At 56.7% G+C, this 19,318-nt stretch carries 14 protein-coding genes and 1 riboswitch; of the genes, 5 read left to right on the forward strand and 9 right to left on the reverse strand.

Going from position 1 to position 19,318, the window contains the following annotated elements; genetic code table 11:
• Positions 1-257: 257 nt before the first annotated feature.
• Positions 258-1,109, reverse strand: coding sequence for a glutamate racemase (gene murI / locus INF61_RS06545; protein WP_003862067.1), 852 nt, complete (start codon positions 1,107-1,109; stop codon positions 258-260).
• Positions 1,054-2,904 (reverse strand): TonB-dependent vitamin B12 receptor BtuB, encoded by a 1,851-nt coding sequence (gene btuB, locus INF61_RS06550; RefSeq protein WP_017694253.1) that lies wholly within the window; start codon positions 2,902-2,904, stop codon positions 1,054-1,056. Before btuB ends, murI begins: the two co-directional genes overlap by 56 nt.
• Before the next feature lie 65 nt (positions 2,905-2,969).
• Positions 2,970-3,146: riboswitch (cobalamin riboswitch) on the reverse strand.
• Between the two features lie 104 nt (positions 3,147-3,250).
• Between btuB and trmA the strand changes: the two genes are divergently transcribed.
• Positions 3,251-4,351, forward strand: coding sequence for a tRNA (uridine(54)-C5)-methyltransferase TrmA (trmA, locus tag INF61_RS06555; protein WP_003862063.1), 1,101 nt, complete (start codon positions 3,251-3,253; stop codon positions 4,349-4,351).
• Between the two features lie 79 nt (positions 4,352-4,430).
• On the opposite strand, the gene INF61_RS06560 is transcribed toward trmA, so the two are convergent.
• Together INF61_RS06560 and fabR are read right to left on the reverse strand one after the other, a co-directional pair.
• Entirely contained in the window at positions 4,431-4,790 is a 360-nt protein-coding gene (locus tag INF61_RS06560; RefSeq protein ID WP_017383113.1) for a YijD family membrane protein, read from the reverse strand.
• A gap of 9 nt (positions 4,791-4,799) precedes the next feature.
• Complete coding sequence (gene fabR, locus INF61_RS06565) at positions 4,800-5,438, reverse strand: HTH-type transcriptional repressor FabR (RefSeq protein ID WP_003862059.1); 639 nt, start codon at positions 5,436-5,438, stop codon at positions 4,800-4,802.
• Positions 5,439-5,634: 196 nt separating this feature from the next.
• Between fabR and sthA the strand changes: the two genes are divergently transcribed.
• Positions 5,635-7,035 carry a Si-specific NAD(P)(+) transhydrogenase gene (gene sthA / locus INF61_RS06570; protein ID WP_003862057.1) on the forward strand — a complete coding sequence of 467 codons (1,401 nt, stop codon included), beginning with the start codon at positions 5,635-5,637 and terminating at the stop codon, positions 7,033-7,035.
• Here sthA and oxyR read toward each other — a convergent pair.
• The 4 genes from oxyR to argC all read right to left on the reverse strand — a co-directional run bounded on the left by oxyR (position 7,018) and on the right by argC (position 11,517).
• Positions 7,018-7,935 carry a DNA-binding transcriptional regulator OxyR gene (gene oxyR, locus INF61_RS06575; protein ID WP_003862055.1) on the reverse strand — a complete coding sequence of 306 codons (918 nt, stop codon included), beginning with the start codon at positions 7,933-7,935 and terminating at the stop codon, positions 7,018-7,020. The genes sthA and oxyR overlap by 18 nt on opposite strands.
• A 315-nt stretch (positions 7,936-8,250) precedes the next feature.
• Positions 8,251-9,624, reverse strand: a complete 1,374-nt coding sequence (gene argH, locus INF61_RS06580) for an argininosuccinate lyase (protein WP_032104309.1) — start codon at positions 9,622-9,624, stop codon at positions 8,251-8,253.
• A gap of 105 nt (positions 9,625-9,729) precedes the next feature.
• Positions 9,730-10,506: an acetylglutamate kinase gene (gene argB, locus INF61_RS06585; RefSeq protein WP_096159761.1), complete on the reverse strand. Its 777-nt coding sequence runs from the start codon at positions 10,504-10,506 to the stop codon at positions 9,730-9,732.
• Positions 10,507-10,512: 6 nt separating this feature from the next.
• Positions 10,513-11,517: an N-acetyl-gamma-glutamyl-phosphate reductase gene (argC, locus tag INF61_RS06590; protein WP_193547629.1), complete on the reverse strand. Its 1,005-nt coding sequence runs from the start codon at positions 11,515-11,517 to the stop codon at positions 10,513-10,515.
• Between the two features lie 88 nt (positions 11,518-11,605).
• Between argC and argE the strand changes: the two genes are divergently transcribed.
• The 3 genes from argE (at position 11,606) to INF61_RS06605 (ending at position 16,990) form a co-directional block, all read left to right on the forward strand.
• Complete coding sequence (argE, locus tag INF61_RS06595) at positions 11,606-12,757, forward strand: acetylornithine deacetylase (RefSeq protein ID WP_193547630.1); 1,152 nt, start codon at positions 11,606-11,608, stop codon at positions 12,755-12,757.
• Between the two features lie 271 nt (positions 12,758-13,028).
• On the forward strand, positions 13,029-15,680 hold the full coding sequence (ppc, locus tag INF61_RS06600; protein WP_017383108.1) for a phosphoenolpyruvate carboxylase: 2,652 nt from the start codon (positions 13,029-13,031) through the stop codon (positions 15,678-15,680).
• Between the two features lie 206 nt (positions 15,681-15,886).
• Positions 15,887-16,990, forward strand: coding sequence for a glycerol dehydrogenase (locus INF61_RS06605; protein ID WP_003862047.1), 1,104 nt, complete (start codon positions 15,887-15,889; stop codon positions 16,988-16,990).
• 94 nt (positions 16,991-17,084) lie between these two features.
• On the opposite strand, the gene katG is transcribed toward INF61_RS06605, so the two are convergent.
• Positions 17,085-19,265, reverse strand: coding sequence for a catalase/peroxidase HPI (gene katG / locus INF61_RS06610; protein ID WP_017383105.1), 2,181 nt, complete (start codon positions 19,263-19,265; stop codon positions 17,085-17,087).
• Positions 19,266-19,318: the final 53 nt, after the last annotated feature.

Raw genomic sequence — 19,318 nt, forward strand, 5'->3', positions numbered from 1 at the left:
ATAAATTGTTAAAGAGCAGTTGCAACGCGGCTTTCAGCTCATCGTTGCGAGGTCCCGTATATTACGTTTTCCTCATTCAGAGTCAAGCAATTATTTTCACTTTTCTCTGTTGGCGTTCATCTCTGAACCCCGCTGTCCCGGCGGCTTGTAAGCCGTTGTTCCGTGTCAGTGGAGGCGCATTATAGGGAGTTCTCCGACGTTGACAACCCCTCTTTGAAAAAAAACGTTCAACCGTCTCTTTTTTGCTCAAAACCGTGCTACAGCGCCAGTTTTTCGAGCGTTTCGAAGCCATAACGACGTAAAACGGGCAAAAGTTGTTCGGTTTCTTTTGTTATCGCCATACAGAAAGCGATGTTCGCATCCGCTGATTTCGCATCCGGCGCCTCGTGTTCCAGCAGCCAGGCCGTCCGACGCGCAATTGCAGCACCGGAATCCACCAGCCGGGTCCCTTCAGGCAGAACCTTTAACAGCTCTTCCTGTAATAGCGGGAAATGGGTGCAGCCGAGAACAACCGTATCCGGTGGTTCCTGCATCCGCAGCCATGGACGCAGAATACGGCGCAGCTCTTCAAGCGATACCGTCTCGCCGTGCAGTTTTGCTTCCGCCATTTCCACCAGCTCCGCGGAGCCGAGCATGGCGATCTGGCATTCATTGGCAAAGCGCTCTATAAGCTCACGCGTATAAGGACGTTTTACCGTACCGCGCGTAGCCAGCAACCCCACAATGCCGTTCGCCGTCAGACGCGCCGCAGGTTTGATTGCCGGAACAACGCCCACAACCGGGAACGGGAATTTTTCGCGCAGGGCAGGAAGAGAGACCGTGCTTGCCGTATTACAGGCAATGACCGCCAGCGCCAGGGGATAACGCTTTTGTACCGCGGTGACGATTTCAACCACACGTTCAACAATAAAGTCTTCACTCTTTTCCCCATACGGGAACGCGACGTTATCGAAGGCGTAGATGTAATGGAGATCCGGCAGGAGCTGCCGAATCTCATCATAGACCGACAGCCCACCGACGCCGGAATCAAACACCAGCACGGTGGGACGCGGATCAGAAGGTGTAGCTGCCAGACAAGGTGTATTCCCGTCCTGCAGTTTGGTAGCCATAAACTGTCTCGTAATCTTTATCGAACAGGTTGGCTATTTTACCACGAACTGTGAGATGAGAGGTGACAGGATATGAAACCGCGACGTCCCACAGGCTGACGCCGCCCATTTTCACGCGTTCTGTGGCGTAGGTATTCGGATCAACGGCAACGTCATAGCGAGTGCCCAGATAACGGTACGCCAGATTCCAGTCGAGATCCCACACCTGCCAGTCAAGCTGATACTTAACCTGTTGCTTTGAGCGACGAGCCAGGACTTCGTTAGTTTTCGCATTACGCGGGTCGACGTAGTCGTAAGAAATCTGATGCCCTACCGGGCCAGTGTCGAACTGGGCCGTCGCCTCGATTCCTTTAATACGGGCTTCATCGACGTTGTAATAACGGTAAGTCCGCGGGTCGCTATTAATGAGGTTATCGATATCATTACGATAGCCCGTCACACGCCAGTTTACCGGCCCCGTCAGACCTTCAAAGCCACCTTCCCACTGCTTACTCTCTTCTGGCTTCAGATCCGGATTACCGTAATCTTTACTGTGGATCTGGCTCATGGTCGGTGCTTTATACGCTGTACCGTAAGAACCGATGATGCGATACCCCTCGATGAACTCCCATGCGGCGCTGGTCTGCCAGGTGGCGTGATTGCCAAAATTAGAGTTATCGTCATTACGCGCCGCCGCTTCCAGCGTCACGCTGTTGAACTGCTGCATCGCCGAAAGGAACACGCCGGTATTACGTTGTTCGTAACCTTTTTCCAGATAGCCCGTACCCGCCTGGGTTTTCTGCTTCTGCCAGTCCAGACCCGCGCCGATATTGCCGTGACCCACTTCAACCGTATTCAGCCACTGGGTGGTGTACTGCTTCACGTCATCCATGGTTGCGGAGTCAGCGTAGCGGCCTTTTTTCGGATCATAGTTCTGATCTTTGCTACGGCCATACCCTGCCACCAGCTGTGACTGGAAAATACCCTGGTTATAGCGCAACCCGGTGTCCCAGTTCTGGCTGTAAACCTGACGCGTGTCCGGCCGCCCATCAATGCCGGTCGCGCCATAGTGATCGTAACCGTCATACGCGGAGCGGTTATCGTAGCCAAAGCCACGGACGAATCCGCTGACGCTGTCGGTAAACTGCTGCTCCACCGAGCCAAATAGCGATTTACTCATAAAACCATCGCGGTCTGGCTGGCGCGGGGCATCTTTTGCGGCAATATCAAAACCACGGGTATAGGTATAATCACCGGCCATGGTGATTTTGGTTTTATCGAACACCTGCTGGAAGGCACCGTTATAGTTTTGATACCCCTTTGAACCGACACCCGCAGAAATTTCCGCACCCGGCTTGTCGCGCCCGGTAATGATGTTAATCACACCGCCAATCGCGTCGGAGCCATACAGCGCCGAACGTGGGCCGCGAATGTACTCAATACGCTGAATCAGCGACGTCGGAATTTGGCTTAAATCGGGAACATTGCTGATCCCGGCATTATTCAGGGGGATACCATCAATCAGTACCAGAACATGGCGGGATTCCGTACCGCGAATAAACGTTGAAGAGGTCGACCCCATCCCGCCGCTTTGTGCGATGTCCACACCCGGCAGGCGTGACATGATTTCCACAACACTCGTTGCCTGCCAGCGTTCAATATCCTCACGGGTCACGACGGAGGTCGGAGCCAGAACGGTTTTTGCTGGTTGTTCGAAACGGTTTGCTGTCACCACCAACGAGTCGGCGCTTTCCTGCGCCCAGCCCGAAAATGCCGTGACGGAAAACGCCGTCAACAGCGATACTTTTTTAATCATTGTTAAAGCATCCACAATATAAGAAGGATGCCGCAGGCCTCATCGATAGCACGCGATGATGAAACCAAATGCGACGTGATCCCGGCAGGTCTTCGGGCTGGGTGGCGTTATACGGATGAAGACTTCCCATTTTCACAGTGTCTACAACTCTCATCCCGCCAGTCTTTACCGCTGCGCGTCAGCTCCAGATTTGCACTGGATTCCCTTTTCACTCTCAGGAGACCGGAAACAGAATGCTACAATTAGACACGTATAGATGTCCAGATAGCTATTAGCCATTAAATCTGGACATCCACTGCACAATCCCTACAATCCCCGCGTAATTCTTTATCACTCAGGACGCATCATGACCCCCGAACACCTCCCGACAGAACAGTACGACGCACAGCTGGCAGAAAAAGTTGTCCGCCTGCAAAGTATGATGACGCCTTTCAACGCGCCGGTTCCCGAGGTGTTTCGTTCTCCGGTCAGCCACTACCGTATGCGCGCTGAGTTCCGCATCTGGCACGATGGCGATGACCTGTACCACATCATTTTCGATCAGCAGACGAAATCCCGCATTCGCGTAGACAGTTTTCCGGCGGCGAGTGAGCTCATCAACCAGCTGATGACGCTAATGATCGACGGTGTACGCAATAATCCGGTGCTGCGCAACAAGCTGTTCCAGATTGACTACCTGACCACTCAAAGCAATCAGGCCATTGTTTCTCTGCTCTATCACAAAGCGCTGACCGACGAGTGGCGCGAGCAGGCAGAAGCCCTGCGCGATGCGCTGCGCGCACAGAACATCAACGTGCACCTGATTGGCCGCGCGACCAAAACCAAAATCATGCTGGACCAGGATTACATCGACGAGCGTCTGCCGGTAGCAGGTAAAGAGATGGTTTACCGTCAGGTAGAGAACAGCTTCACCCAGCCGAACGCCGCCATGAACGTGCAGATGCTGGAGTGGGCGCTGAAGGCGACAGAAGGGTCTAAGGGCGATCTGCTGGAGCTCTACTGCGGTAACGGCAACTTCTCGCTGGCGCTGGCGCGTAATTTCGAGCGCGTGCTGGCGACGGAAATCGCCAAACCGTCGGTGGCCGCCGCGCAGTACAACATCGCCGCTAACCATATTGATAACGTACAAATTATTCGTATGGCGGCAGAAGAATTTACCCAGGCGATGAACGGCGTACGCGAGTTTAACCGCCTGCAAGGGATTGATTTGAAGAGCTACCAGTGTGAGACAATTTTTGTCGATCCGCCGCGCAGTGGCCTGGACAGCGAAACCGAGAAGATGGTGCAGGCGTACCCGCGTATTTTGTACATCTCCTGTAACCCGGAGACGCTGTGCAAGAATCTGGAAACATTAAGCCAGACGCACAAGGTTGAACGTCTGGCGCTGTTCGATCAGTTCCCGTATACGCACCATATGGAGTGCGGCGTTTTACTTACCGCACGGTGATCTGTAGGCCGGATAAGCTTAGCGCCATCCGGCATTTTTGGCAGATGGCGCTTCGCTTACCTGCCCTACAAATAATTCATTACTCCGGTAACTGGCTCTTGCGGCTACGCATGCGCGAGCCAATCCAGAACACCAGCGCCACGGACAGTACCGCAGGCAGGAAGTTAGAGCCAATATCCGGATACTCCGCGCGCACGACGGTGCTGTACAACAGTACACCCAGAATAAAACAGGCTGCGGCCAGTCCCGGTAACCCAACCGGCATCGTGCGGTTCAGATAACGTTGATGCAGGCAGTACACCGTCAGCACCAGCGCGATAATCGGGAAAATCGAGAACGGTACAATTGAGCTAAAAACCGCGGCAAACGTACCATTAATGGATAAGCCAGCGATCAATGCCAGCAACAGCGTTCCTTTATCCTGACCTGACTGTTTCATTACTCACCTTCACTCATCGTTTTGATGTGCCAACTTCTCTTGTTCACGGCGATACCAGTAGTACGCACCTTTAGAAATCATCCGCAGCTGCAATACCAGTCGCTCTTCGAGTTGCTTACGTTGTTCAATGCTGACATCCAGCGCTTCGGCACCCGCGCTGAAAACAATCGTCACCATCGCCTCGGCCTGTGCTTCAGTAAACGCACGCGGCATATGGTTTTCGAGTTCAAGATAGTCGGCAAGTTCCGCGATGAAATGCTGAATTTCACGCGCGACGGCGGCACGAAACGCGGCTGACGTTCCGGAACGCTCACGCAACAGCAGGCGAAATGCGTTAGGGTTATTGCCGATAAATTCCATAAATGTCGACACGGAGGTGCGGATCACGCTGCCGCCTTTGGCGATACGCTGACGCGCCTGACGCATAAGCTGGCGCAGCATCAAACCGCTCTCGTCGACCATGGTCAGGCCCAGTTCATCCACATCACGGAAATGACGATAGAAGGACGTTGGCGCAATCCCGGCCTCGCGCGCCACTTCACGCAGGCTCAAACTGGCAAAACTCCGCTCAGCACTCAGTTGACTGAATGCGGCTTCCACCAGCGAACGCCGGGTTTTCTCTTTTTGTTGTGCTCTTACGCCCATCACGATAGTTGAATCCTTCCAAAGGCCCGTTGGCACTATACCAGAGAATAAAATTAATCTGTTTACCTGGCTTTGTGAATGATTGTTTACGGGCGGTTTGTGCTCCACTGCCCGAAAAAAGCACAACGATAATTGGGTTACCCTGGCAATGATGTTATGATTCTGTTGCTTTTATGTATAAGAACAGGTAAGCCTTGCCATGCCACATTCCTACGATTACGACGCAATAGTTATTGGTTCCGGCCCCGGCGGCGAAGGTGCTGCTATGGGTCTGGTAAAACAGGGAGCCAGAGTAGCGGTTATTGAGCGCTACCATAACGTCGGCGGCGGTTGCACCCACTGGGGCACCATCCCTTCGAAAGCCCTCCGCCACGCCGTTAGCCGCATTATCGAATTTAACCAGAACCCTCTTTACAGCGACCACTCCCGACTTCTTCGTTCCTCCTTTGCCGATATCCTGAATCACGCAGACACGGTCATTAACCAGCAGACGCGCATGCGTCAGGGTTTCTATGAGCGCAACCACTGTGAAATTCTGCAAGGGAACGCGCATTTTGTGGATGAACACACCCTGGCGCTGGAGTGCCACGACGGTTCGGTTGAGACGCTCACCGCTGAAAAATTTGTGATCGCCTGCGGCTCCCGTCCTTACCATCCGGCAGACGTGGATTTCTCGCACCCGCGCATTTACGACAGCGACTCCATCCTCAGCCTGCACCACGAGCCACGCCATGTGATCATCTACGGCGCGGGCGTGATTGGCTGCGAATATGCGTCGATTTTCAGGGGAATGGAGGTCAAAGTTGATCTGATCAACACCCGCGACCGCCTGCTGGCGTTCCTCGATCAGGAGATGTCAGATTCCCTCTCCTACCACTTCTGGAACAGCGGCGTGGTGATTCGCCACAACGAAGAGTACGAGAAAATCGAAGGCTGCGACGACGGTGTGATCATGCACCTGAAATCTGGTAAGAAGCTGAAGGCGGACTGCCTGCTGTACGCCAACGGCCGTACCGGCAACACGGATTCATTGCAGCTGGAGAATATCGGGCTTGAAACCGACAGCCGCGGTCAACTCAAGGTCAACAGCATGTACCAGACTGCGCTGCCGCACGTTTACGCGGTGGGCGACGTGATTGGTTACCCAAGCCTGGCCTCCGCCGCGTACGATCAGGGCCGCATCGCCGCACAGGCGCTGGTGAAAGGTGAAGCGACGGCGCATCTGATTGAAGATATCCCGACGGGCATCTACACCATTCCGGAAATCAGTTCTGTCGGCAAAACCGAGCAGCAGCTGACGGCCATGAAGGTGCCTTACGAGGTGGGTCGTGCCCAGTTTAAACATCTGGCGCGGGCGCAAATCGTGGGAATGAGCGTAGGTACGCTTAAGATCCTGTTCCATCGCGAGACGAAAGAGATCCTCGGTATTCACTGCTTCGGTGAACGCGCGGCGGAAATCATTCATATCGGCCAGGCGATCATGGAGCAAAAAGGTGGTGGCAACACCATTGAGTACTTCGTTAACACCACCTTTAACTACCCGACCATGGCGGAAGCCTATCGGGTAGCTGCGCTGAACGGCTTAAACCGCCTGTTTTAACGCGCTGTCGAAATGGCCATCCATCGCACCCCGGATGGCCTCTGCCAGCTGCTCATAGCGGCTGCGCAGCGGTGACCCCGGACGATAAACCAGACCAATGGTGCGACGCGGCTCCGGCTTAATACACGGCAGATAGACCACGCCATCACGTTTACGCTCGTGCGGCACCGCCAGCGCAGGCAGCAGCGTAATACCGCTTCCCGCCGCCACCATATTACGCAGCGTTTCCAGGCTGGTTGCGCGGAAATGGGTATCTTCATCGGCACCCGCTTCGAAGCAGAAGCCCATCGCCTGATCGCGCAGACAGTGGCCATCTTCCAGCATCAGCAGCTTTTCCCCGGCCAGATCGGCCATCGGCACGCGATCGCGGTTCGCCCACGGGTGATCTTCATAGATCGCCAGCATCATCGGCTCATCGAACAGCGGTACTTCAATAAACGCTTCACTCTCTTTGACCAGCGCCAGGATCGCGCAGTCGAGCTTGCCGCTGTCCAGCTGCGCCAGCAGCTGATGGGTTTGCGCTTCATGCAGGTACATTTCGAGTTTCGGGAACGTCTGGTGCAGCATCGGAATGATTTGCGGCAACAGGTACGGGCCAACGGTTGGGATCAGGCCAATATGCAGCGGGCCGGACATCGCTTCCCCCTGCTGGCTTGCCATTTCCTTGAGCACTTTGACCTCGCGCAGTACGGTGCGCGCCTGATCCACCAGCAGAAGACCTGCCTGCGTGAACAGTACCTTACGACTGGTGCGCTCCAGCAGCATCACGCCCAGCTCATCTTCCAGCTTGCGGATCTGACCGCTCAGCGTTGGCTGGCTGACGTGGCAGGAGTCTGCCGCGCGGCGAAAATGGCGATGCTCAGCTAACGCTACCAGGTATTCAAGATCACGAATATTCATTATTCATCCTCCGTCGCCACGATAGTTCATGGCGATAGATAGCATAGCAACGAACGATTATCCCTATCAAGCATTCTGTTGAATAATACATCACATAGACGAGGCGGCACGTGTTTGACCCTTGACGTCCCCGCACCGTCAGCGAGTTTCTCTCAAAACTCGAAAAACTAAAGCCAACGTGAACTTTTGCGGACCCCGTGGTCCGCTTTTTTTTGCGTAAAAAAAAGCCCAGCACTAAGCCAGGCTCCGTTTTTCTCCCTCTCCCTGTGGGAGAGGGCCGGGGTGAGGGCACCAGCCCGCACTATTCAAACCAATTCAAACCAACCGGTTTTTCGCATCCGCAATCGCCTGCGCTACCTGCTTCGGCGACACGCCACCTTTCGCTGCACGCTTATCCAGACAGGATTGCAGGGCCAGAATCGGGTAGACATCATCCCCGATAACCGCGCTGAATTTTTGCAGGTCGGCAAGCGCCAGCTCTTCAAGGGCTTTACCCTGACGAATCGCTTCCACCACCGCTTCACCCACAATATGGTGCGCCTCGCGGAACGGTACGCCTTTCGCCACCAGGTAGTCCGCCAGCTCGGTAGAGTTAGCATACCCCTGCTGCGCCGCTTCCTGGCAGCGCGGACGTTTCACCTGAATGCCGTCCAGCACCAGCGCGCCCATATGCAGACAGTCCAGCCAGGTGTCGAGCGCGTCGAACAGCCCCTCTTTGTCTTCCTGCATGTCTTTGTTGTATGCCAGCGGCAGCCCTTTCAGGGTCATCATCATACCGGTCAGCGCGCCCTGCACACGGCCACACTTACCGCGGATCAGCTCCAGCGCATCCGGGTTTTTCTTCTGCGGCATCAGGGAGGAGCCGGACGTCACGCGGTCGGACAGCTCTACAAACCCCGCTTCGCCAGAGTTAAAGAAGATCAGGTCTTCGGCAAAGCGCGACAGGTGCACCATCCCGATAGAGGCATTCGAGAGCAGCTCCAGCACGTGGTCACGGTCAGAGACGCTGTCCAGGCTGTTGCGGGTGGCGGAGGCAAAGCCCAGCCAGCCTGCCAGCTGCTCACGGTCGATTTCATACGCCGTACCGGCCAGCGCGCCGCTGCCCAGCGGGCTGACGTCCAGACGCTTTAAGGTATCCTGTAAACGGCTCTCATCACGCGCCAGCATCTCAACGTAGGCCAGACACCAGTGCGCGAACGTCACCGGCTGCGCGCGTTGCAGGTGGGTATAACCCGGCATCACCGCATCCTGATTGCTCTGCGCGGTGTCCACCAGCGCGCTCTGCAACTGACGATTCGCCGCCAGCAGTTCGCCGACGGTCTCTTTGCACCACAGCTTCAGGTCGGTCGCCACCTGGTCATTACGGCTACGCCCGGTATGGAGCTTTTTACCCAACTGGCCGACTTTGTCGATCAGTTTGCCTTCCACCCAGCTGTGAATATCTTCGGCATCGCTCTGGAGGATTTGCTCCGGATCCAGACGCACCTCTTCCAGCAGGTTGTTCAGCGCCTCTTCCAGCTGCTGCTGTTCGTCTGCGGTCAGCACGCCAACGGTCACCAGCGCTTTGGACCAGGCCACAGAGCCGACAATATCCTGTTCGGCCAGGCGGTAGTCGAAGCGCAAAGAGTCGTTGAACTGTTTGAACCGCTGATCCGCTGCCTGTGTAAAACGCCCACCCCAAAGTGCCATAACGAATTTCCTTAATGATGATATTTTTGCCCGGTGGCGCTGCGCTTACCGGGCCTACAAAATTCACGTAGGCCGGATAAGCGAAGCGCCATCCGGCACAGAATCTTAAGCCAGAATACGCGTACCAATCGGCGTACCGTTAAACAGAGCCGGAAGCTGCTCCGCATGACGCCAGGAGGCGATATCCACCGGGCGGCCCAGCGTGCGGGCCGCATCCAGCGCGGCGTTAACTTTAACGATCATGCCGTCGGTGATAATGCCCTGATCGATCAGCTGCTCGGCTTTTGCGGCGGTCATTTCCGCAATACGCTGGCCTTTGCCGTCCAGTATGCCGCTCACGTCGGAGAGCAGGATCAGATCTGCGCCCAGCGTGGCCGCCAGCGCGGTTGCCGCCTGGTCCGCATTGACGTTCATCAGCTCGCCCTCTTCGGTCACGCCGATTGAGCTCACCACCGGCAGGAAACCGCCTTCCAGCAGGGTGTTAATCAGCTCAGGCGAACCTGGCTGCGCCAGTCCAACATGGCCAAGCTCTTCGTCGAGCTGGGTCACTTTTACGCTATCGCCATCGCCCAGAAAGAGGCCAACGGAGGCGATATGGTGTTTCTTCGCCCACGCCAGCAGCGTTTTGTTCGCCGTTCCCGCCAGCGCGCCGGTAATGATGTCAATCTGATCCGCTGGCGTCACGCGCAGGCCATTTTTCTTTTTCACCGGCAGGTTGAGCCCTTTCATCAGCTCATCCACCACGCAACCGCCGCCGTGCACAATCACCAGCGGACGTTGGTGTGATTCGCGATAGTTCACCAGTGCGGTAAACAGGCGCTCCAGCGCTTCTTCGCTGTCCAGCAGTACACCACCGAGTTTGATAATTAATGGATTCATCATCACACCTTAAATAAGAGCCTGCGTTTCAGGGAAGCCGAAACGAATATTTGCACACTGCATTGCCTGTGCGGCAGCGCCTTTGAGTAAGTTATCTTCTGCGGCGACCACAATCAGATGCTCGCCCTGCACGGCAAAGCCGATGTCGCAGAACGGCAGGCCAACCACGTTTTTCAACGCCGGCACGCCTTTGTCATACAGGCGCACCAGCGGTTTATCCGCATACGCCTGCGTGAAGACCTCGCTCACCTGTTCTTTGGTCACACCCGGTTTCAGGCGGCAGGTAATGGTTTCGAGGATCCCACGCGGGAAGCTGCCGAGGTGCGGGGTGAAAATCACGTCCGCGCCCAGATGGGTGGTGATTTCAGGGTGATGACGGTGATTAAACACGCCATACGGCTGAAGGCTCACTTCGCAGAAGCTGTTGGAGATCGCCGCTTTGCGCCCGGCGCCGCTCACGCCACTGGTGGCGTTGATGACTGGCCACTGATGCAGATCCAGCAGACCCGCGTCGATCAGCGGCTTCAGGGAAAGCTGCGCCGCCGTCGGGTAGCAGCCCGGCACGGCAATCAGATCCGCTTCTTTCAGTTTGTCAGCGCTCCACTCCGCCAGGCCGTACACCGCTTTTTCGAGCAGATCCGGGTGCTGATGGGTGAAACCATAATATTTTTCGTAGAACGCGCTGTCGTTAACGCGAAACGCGCCGGAGAGATCAAAGACCACGCAGCCGGCCGCTAAAAATTGCGGTGCCAGGTCGTGGCTAACTTCATGCGCCGTGGCTAAAAACACAACGTCAACGCCGTCGGTGAACTCGCTGATGCCAGACATGGGCTGCAAAGGCAAATCAACCACGCCCTTAAGCTGTGGATGCAAATCGGAAATTAACTTTCCGGCATCATTGCTTTGCGCTGACACGGTCAAAGCGGTTATGGTCATATGAGGGTGGCGATTTACGTAGCTTACAAGCTCTGCGCCCGCATAACCGCTAGCGCCTACAATCAGCGTATTCAACATCGGGTTCCTTTATGCTCAACGATAATGTATTTTTATTCACATTTATTGCATGAATATTGATACTATCACGACCTAAGGTGTGTCAACAATGAAAATGAACTTACCGCCATTTATCGAGATTTACCGCGCCCTGATTGCCACACCCTCCATCAGCGCGACGGAAGAAGCCCTGGATCAGAGCAATGAGTCTTTAATCAATCTGCTGGCGGGTTGGTTTAGCGATCTTGGGTTTAACGTTGAGGTTCAGCCCGTCCCCGGAACACGCCACAAATTTAACCTGCTCGCCAGTATCGGACATGGCGCGGGCGGCCTGCTGCTGGCTGGCCACACTGACACCGTGCCGTTTGATGATGGCCGCTGGACGCGCGATCCGTTCACGCTGACCGAGCATGACAACAAGCTTTATGGTCTGGGCACCGCCGACATGAAAGGCTTTTTCGCCTTTATCCTCGACGCGCTGCGTGACGTGGACGTGACAACCCTGAAAAAGCCGCTCTACATTCTGGCGACCGCCGATGAAGAGACCAGCATGGCGGGCGCACGTTATTTCTCTGAAAACACATCGATTCGTCCTGACTGCGCGATCATCGGCGAACCGACCTCTCTGCAACCGATTCGGGCGCACAAAGGCCATATTTCTACCGCGGTGCGCGTGCTCGGACAGTCCGGCCACTCCAGCGATCCGGCGCGCGGCGTGAACGCCATCGAGCTGATGCATGACGCGATTGGCCGCATCATGACCCTGCGCGACGATCTGAAAGAGCGCTATCACTACGAGGCGTTCACCGTGCCGTATCCGACGCTAAACCTCGGCAGCCTGCACGGCGGTGATGCGTCCAACCGTATCTGCGCCTGCTGCGAACTGCATATGGATATCCGTCCTCTGCCGGGCATGACGCTGAGCGATCTGGATGGCTTACTGAACGAAGCGCTGGCACCGGTCAGCGAGCGCTGGCCGGGCCGTCTGACGGTCTCCGAACTGCATCCGCCGATTCCAGGCTACGAATGTCCGCCTGACCATCAGCTGGTTCAGGTGGTGGAAAAACTGCTCGGCGAGAAAACCGACGTGGTGAACTATTGCACCGAAGCGCCGTTTATTCAGACGCTGTGCCCGACGCTGGTTCTGGGCCCTGGCTCCATCAACCAGGCCCACCAGCCGGACGAATATCTCGAAACCCGCTTCATCAAGCCCACTCGCGAACTCATTACCCAGGTTGTGCATCACTTCTGCTGGCATTAAAAACGCACCGAACAGTCCCCTCTCCCTGTGGGAGAGGGTTAGGGTGAGGGCAACAAATCGCATGATCTTCGTCACATTCCCATAAGCATCTCTTATCTGACGCAATACGAATTAAATTTCGTAAATTGCCCACATTTATTCGTTTGCTGAACCGTTTTCGCAGCAATTGACGACGGGGGTTTTACGTGGCTTTATAAAGGGAGATGACAAAATAATGTCCAGAAGATTTTCGCATGGGCATAAACAAAAATGATGGGGTGACTGGGTTTTTATGAACGAACAATATTCCGCGTTGCGTAGTAATGTCAGTATGCTCGGCAAAGTGCTTGGAGATACCATCAAAGACGCACTGGGGGAGAACATCCTCGACCGCGTTGAAACCATCCGCAAGCTGTCCAAATCTTCCCGCGCCGGTAACGAGGCCAATCGTCAGGAGCTGCTCACCACCTTGCAGAACCTCTCTAACGATGAGCTGCTGCCCGTTGCCCGCGCCTTCAGCCAGTTTCTGAACCTGGCAAACACCGCTGAGCAATACCACAGCATTTCGCCAAAAGGCGAAGCGGCCAGCAACCCGGAAGTCATTGCCCGCACCCTTCGTAAACTCAAAGACCAGCCCGACCTCAACGAAGCGACCATCAAAAAAGCGGTGGAATCCCTTTCGCTGGAGCTGGTGCTGACCGCACACCCAACCGAAATCACCCGTCGTACGCTGATCCACAAAATGGTGGAAGTGAACAACTGTCTGAAGCAACTGGATAACAAAGACATTGCCGACTACGAACGTAACCAGCTTATGCGCCGTCTGCGCCAGCTGATTGCCCAGTCCTGGCACACGGATGAAATTCGTAAGCATCGCCCAAGCCCGGTCGACGAAGCCAAATGGGGCTTTGCGGTGGTGGAAAACAGCCTGTGGGAAGGGGTCCCCAACTACCTGCGCGAGCTGAACGAACAGCTGGAAGAGAACCTGGGCTACCGCCTGCCGGTTGATTTTGTTCCGGTGCGCTTCACCTCCTGGATGGGCGGCGACCGCGACGGCAACCCGAACGTGACGGCGGAAATCACCCGCCACGTCCTGCTGCTGAGCCGCTGGAAAGCGACCGACCTGTTCCTGAAAGATATTCAGGTGCTGATCTCCGAGCTGTCGATGGTGGAAGCCACGCCGGAACTGCGCGCGCTGGCCGGTGAAGAAGGCGCCAGCGAACCGTACCGTTTCCTGATGAAAAAACTGCGCGGTCAGCTGATGGCCACTCAGGCCTGGCTGGAAGCGCGCCTTAAAGGCCAGCGCCTGCCGAAGCCGGAAGGTCTGCTGAGCCAGAACGAACAGCTCTGGGAGCCGCTGTACGCCTGCTATAAATCGCTCCAGGCCTGTGGGATGGGCATCATTGCCAACGGCGAACTGCTCGACACCCTGCGCCGCGTGAAGTGTTTCGGCGTGCCGCTGGTGCGTATCGACGTTCGTCAGGAAAGTACCCGTCATACCGAAGCACTGGGCGAGCTGACCCGCTACCTCGGCATCGGCGACTATGAAAGCTGGTCAGAAGCCGACAAACAGGCGTTCCTGATCCGCGAGCTGAACTCCAAGCGCCCGCTGCTGCCGCGCAACTGGGAGCCAAGCAACGACACCCGCGAAGTGCTCAACACCTGTAAAGCGATCGTGGATGCGCCGAAAGGATCGGTGGCCGCCTATGTGATCTCCATGGCGAAGACCCCGTCCGACGTGCTGGGCGTTCACCTTCTGCTGAAAGAAGCGGGCATTGACTATGCTCTGCCAGTGGCCCCGCTGTTTGAGACCCTCGACGACCTGAACAACGCTAACGACGTGATGACCCAGTTGCTGAACATCGACTGGTATCGCGGCTTTATTCAGGGCAAACAGATGGTGATGATTGGCTATTCCGACTCCGCGAAAGATGCGGGCGTGATGGCAGCCTCCTGGGCGCAGTATCAGGCGCAGGATGCGCTAATCAAAACCTGCGAAAAAGCCGGTATTGAACTGACCCTGTTCCACGGACGCGGCGGCTCCATTGGTCGTGGCGGTGCGCCTGCACACGCAGCGCTGCTCTCTCAACCACCAGGAAGCCTGAAAGGCGGCCTGCGCGTGACCGAGCAGGGCGAGATGATCCGCTTCAAGTACGGCCTGCCGGAAGTGACCATCAGCAGCCTGTCGCTCTATACCAGTGCGATCCTGGAAGCCAACCTGCTGCCGCCGCCGGAGCCAAAAGAGTCCTGGTGCCGGATCATGGACGAGCTGTCTGACATCTCCTGCGACCTCTATCGCGGCTACGTGCGTGAAAACAAAGACTTTGTGCCTTACTTCCGCTCAGCAACGCCTGAGCAGGAGCTGGGTAAACTGCCTCTGGGTTCGCGCCCGGCCAAGCGTCGCCCGACCGGCGGCGTTGAATCCCTGCGCGCCATTCCGTGGATCTTCGCCTGGACGCAAAACCGTCTGATGCTGCCGGCCTGGCTGGGTGCCGGTGCGGCGCTGCAAAAAGTGGTGGAAGACGGAAAGCAGAGCGAACTGGAAACCATGTGCCGCGACTGGCCATTCTTCTCTACCCGTCTGGGCATGCTGGAGATGGTCTTCTCGAAAGCCGACCTGTGGCTGGCGGAATACTACGATCAGCGTCTGGTGAAACCAGAGCTGTGGGCGCTGGGTAAAGAGCTGCGCGAGCTGCTTGAAGGCGATATTAAAGTGGTGCTGGATATCGCTAATGACTCCCACCTGATGGAAGACCTGCCGTGGATCGCCGAGTCTATCCAGCTGCGTAACATCTACACCGACCCGCTGAACGTTTTACAGGCTGAACTGCTACACCGTTCGCGTCTGGCGGAGGAGGAAGGTAAAGAGCCGGATCCGCGCGTTGAACAGGCGCTGATGGTAACGATAGCAGGCGTTGCGGCAGGTATGCGCAACACCGGTTAATGCTCAGTGCCCGGCAGCGCTACGCTTGCCGGGCACTTCTCGATCTTCCCCCTTCCCTGATCTCCCCCTCAATCTTTGCCACCGGTAAGGCAATCACGTTTCCCTTAGACGTAGCGCAACAAATGACCGGCACGCCGGGAGTAGAGTCACTCTTAGTGCAGTTCGAACAGGACAGAATTTACCTCAAACACTAAGGGAGTAATGTTATGGACCGTGTCATTCAATCCCCGGGAAAATACATCCAGGGCGCAGATGTTCTCACTCGCCTCGGCGACTACCTGAAGCCGCTGGCAAATCGCTGGCTGGTGGTGGGCGATAAATTTGTGCTGGGTTTTGCTGAAGAAACCCTGCGCCAGAGTTTTAAAAAAGCCGGACTCCATGCCGAAATTGCACCATTTGGTGGCGAATGTTCGCAAAATGAAATCGATCGCCTGAAAAAGCTGGCCGACAGCGCTGACTGTCTGGCGGTGCTGGGTATCGGCGGCGGAAAAACGCTGGATACTGCCAAAGCGCTGGCCCACTTTATGGACGTGCCGGTGGCCATTGCCCCGACCATTGCCTCCACCGATGCGCCGTGCAGCGCCCTTTCCGTGATTTATACCGACAGCGGCGAGTTCGATCGCTACCTGATGCTGCCGCACAACCCGAACATGGTGATTGTCGATACCAAAGTGGTGGCGGGCGCACCTGCACGCCTGCTGGCCGCCGGGATTGGCGATGCCCTGGCAACCTGGTTTGAAGCGCGTGCCTGCTCACGTAGCGGCGCGACGACCATGGCGGGCGGCAAGTGCACGCAGGCAGCGTTAGCGCTGGCAGAGTTGTGCTACAACACGCTGGTTGAAGAGGGCGAGAAAGCGATGCTGGCGGCGGAACAGCACGTGGTCACACCGGCTCTGGAACGCATTATCGAAGCCAACACCTATCTCAGCGGCGTGGGCTTTGAAAGCGGCGGGCTGGCGGCGGCGCATGCCATTCACAACGGCATGACGGCGGTGCCGGATGCGCATCATTTCTACCATGGTGAAAAGGTCGCGTTCGGCACGCTGACGCAACTGGTACTGGAGAACGCGCCGGTTGAAGAAATTGAGACCGTCGCCGCGCTTTGCCACAGTGTTGGGCTGCCGATCACGCTGGCGCAGCTGAATATCAAAGAGGATATTCCGGCCAAAATGCGGCTGATCGCGGAGGCGTCCTGTGCCGAAGGGGAAACCATTCACAACATGCCTGGCGGCGTCACGCCGGATCAGGTCTATGCGGCGCTGCTGGTGGCGGACCAGTACGGACAGCGATTCTTGCAGGAGTGGGAGTAACGAAAAAAGCCGGGTGGCGGCTACGCCTTACCCGGCCTACATGGCACTTTAATTTGTAGGCCGGGTAAGGCGTAGCCGCCACCCGGCACAATGGTTACTTCACATCAAACCGGTCCAAATCCATCACTCGTGCCCATGCGGCAACAAAATCACGAACGAACTTCTCGTGTGCATCACTGCTGGCGTAAACTTCGGCCAGCGCACGCAGGACGGCGTTTGAACCGAAGACCAGATCGGCGCGGGTCGCGGTGTATTTCACTTCCCCGCTGGCGCGATCGCTACCGGCAAACAGCTCGTTTGAGTCGTCGGTCGCTTTCCACTGGGTGTTCATATCCAGCAGATTAACGAAGAAGTCGTTGCTCAGCACGCCCTCGCGGTTGGTAAACACGCCATTCTTGCTGCCATCGAAGTTTGCACCCAGTACGCGCAAACCGCCGATCAGCACCGTCAGTTCCGGCGCAGTCAGGGTCAGCTGCTGGGCTTTGTCGATCAGCAGCGACTCCGTAGTGGACACATCCACCTGCGCACGGTAGTTGCGGAAACCGTCAGCAACCGGTTCGAGCAGGTTAAACATCTCGATGTCCGTCTGGTCCTGACGCGCATCCACGCGGCCCGGCGTGAACGGTACGTTGACGTAAACGCCCGCGGCTTTCGCCGCCTGCTCAACGCCCACAACACCTGCCAGCACGATGATATCGGCCAGTGAGGCTTTATTAGTGGTGCGCTGGATTGCTTCCAGAGCCGGTAACGCCCGCACCGCCGCGGCGTTCACATCCCAGTCGCGCTGAGGTGCCAGCGCCAGACGCGCGCCGTTAGCGCCGCCACGCTTGTCGCCGCCGCGGAAGGTCGATGCCGACGCCCAGGCCACGGAAACCAGCTCGCTCACGGAGAGACCAGAGGCCGCGATTTCCGCTTTCAGGCTTTCAATATCTTCCTGCGTCGGATGGAACACCGGTTGAGGCAGCGGATCCTGCCAAATCAGATCTTCTTTCGGTACTTCCGGGCCGATGTACCGCGCTTTTGGCCCCATATCGCGGTGGGTCAGCTTGAACCACGCGCGCGCAAAGGCTTCGTTGAAGGCCTGCGGATCGTTCAGGAAGCGACGGGAAATTTTCTCGAATTCCGGATCAAAACGCAGCGTCAGGTCGGTGACCAGCATGGTTGGCTTGCGTTTTTTCGACGGGTCGAACGGGTCAGGCATAATTTCCGGCGCATCCACGGCTTCAAACTGAATGGCGCCCGCCGGGCTACGCGTCTGCACCCATTCGTATTTGAACAGGTTCTCGAAGAAGTAGTTGCTCCACTGGGTCGGGGTTTGAGACCAGATAACTTCCAGCCCGGAGGTGATGGCGTCAGCGCCAATACCGGTGCCGTGCGTGCTGGCCCAGCCCAGGCCCTGCGCTTCAATCGGCGACGCTTCCGGGTCAGTGCCCACGTGCGTGGCTTCACCTGCGCCGTGCGTTTTACCGAGCGTATGGCCGCCCGCAATCAGCGCGACGGTCTCTTCGTCATTCATGCCCATGTTGCCAAAGGTAGCGCGGATCGCCGCCGCCGCAGACAGCGGTTCACCGCTGGCGTTCGGCCCTTCCGGGTTAACGTAAATCAGGCCCATTTCGGTGGCCGCAAGCGGGCGCTTCGCCAGCGCTTCCGGGTCACGGTGGGTCAGCCAGGCTTTTTCATCGCCCCAGTTCACGTCCAGATCCGGTTCCCAAACGTCTTCACGCCCGGCACCGAAACCAAAGGTGCGGAAGCCGGAGTTCTCCAGCGCCACGTTACCCGCGAGGATAAAGAGGTCAGCCCAGGAGATTTTTTGTCCGTATTTTTGCTTAATTGGCCACAGCAGGCGGCGAGCCTTATCCAGGCTGACGTTATCCGGCCAGGAGTTCAGCGGTGCAAAGCGTTGCTGACCGCGTCCGGCGCCGCCGCGACCGTCAACGGAGCGATAGGTACCCGCACCGTGCCAGGCCATACGGATAAACAGGCCCGCATAGCTGCCCCAGTCGGCAGGCCACCACGGTTGTGAGTCGGTTAACAGTGCTTTGAGATCGCCCTTAAGGGCGGAATAGTCGAGCTTGCTGAATTCTTTGCGGTAGTCGAAGTCTTCACCCAGAGGGTTAGAACGGCTGGAGTGTTGATTAAGTAGATCGATGCGAAGTTGTTTAGGCCACCATTCTTTGCTGCCGGTACCTGCACCCGCGCTATGATCGACGCCGCCCTGGTGGAACGGACATTTGCCGGCGGATGCCGCGTTATTGGTCTCGTCTGACATGCTCATCGCTATGCTCCCTTTACAGTGTTACCGTTACGATATACACCACTAGCGATAAG

This window comes from Enterobacter cloacae complex sp. P18RS, assembly GCF_014982105.1.
Taxonomy (GTDB): Bacteria; Pseudomonadota; Gammaproteobacteria; order Enterobacterales; family Enterobacteriaceae; genus Enterobacter; species Enterobacter hormaechei_C.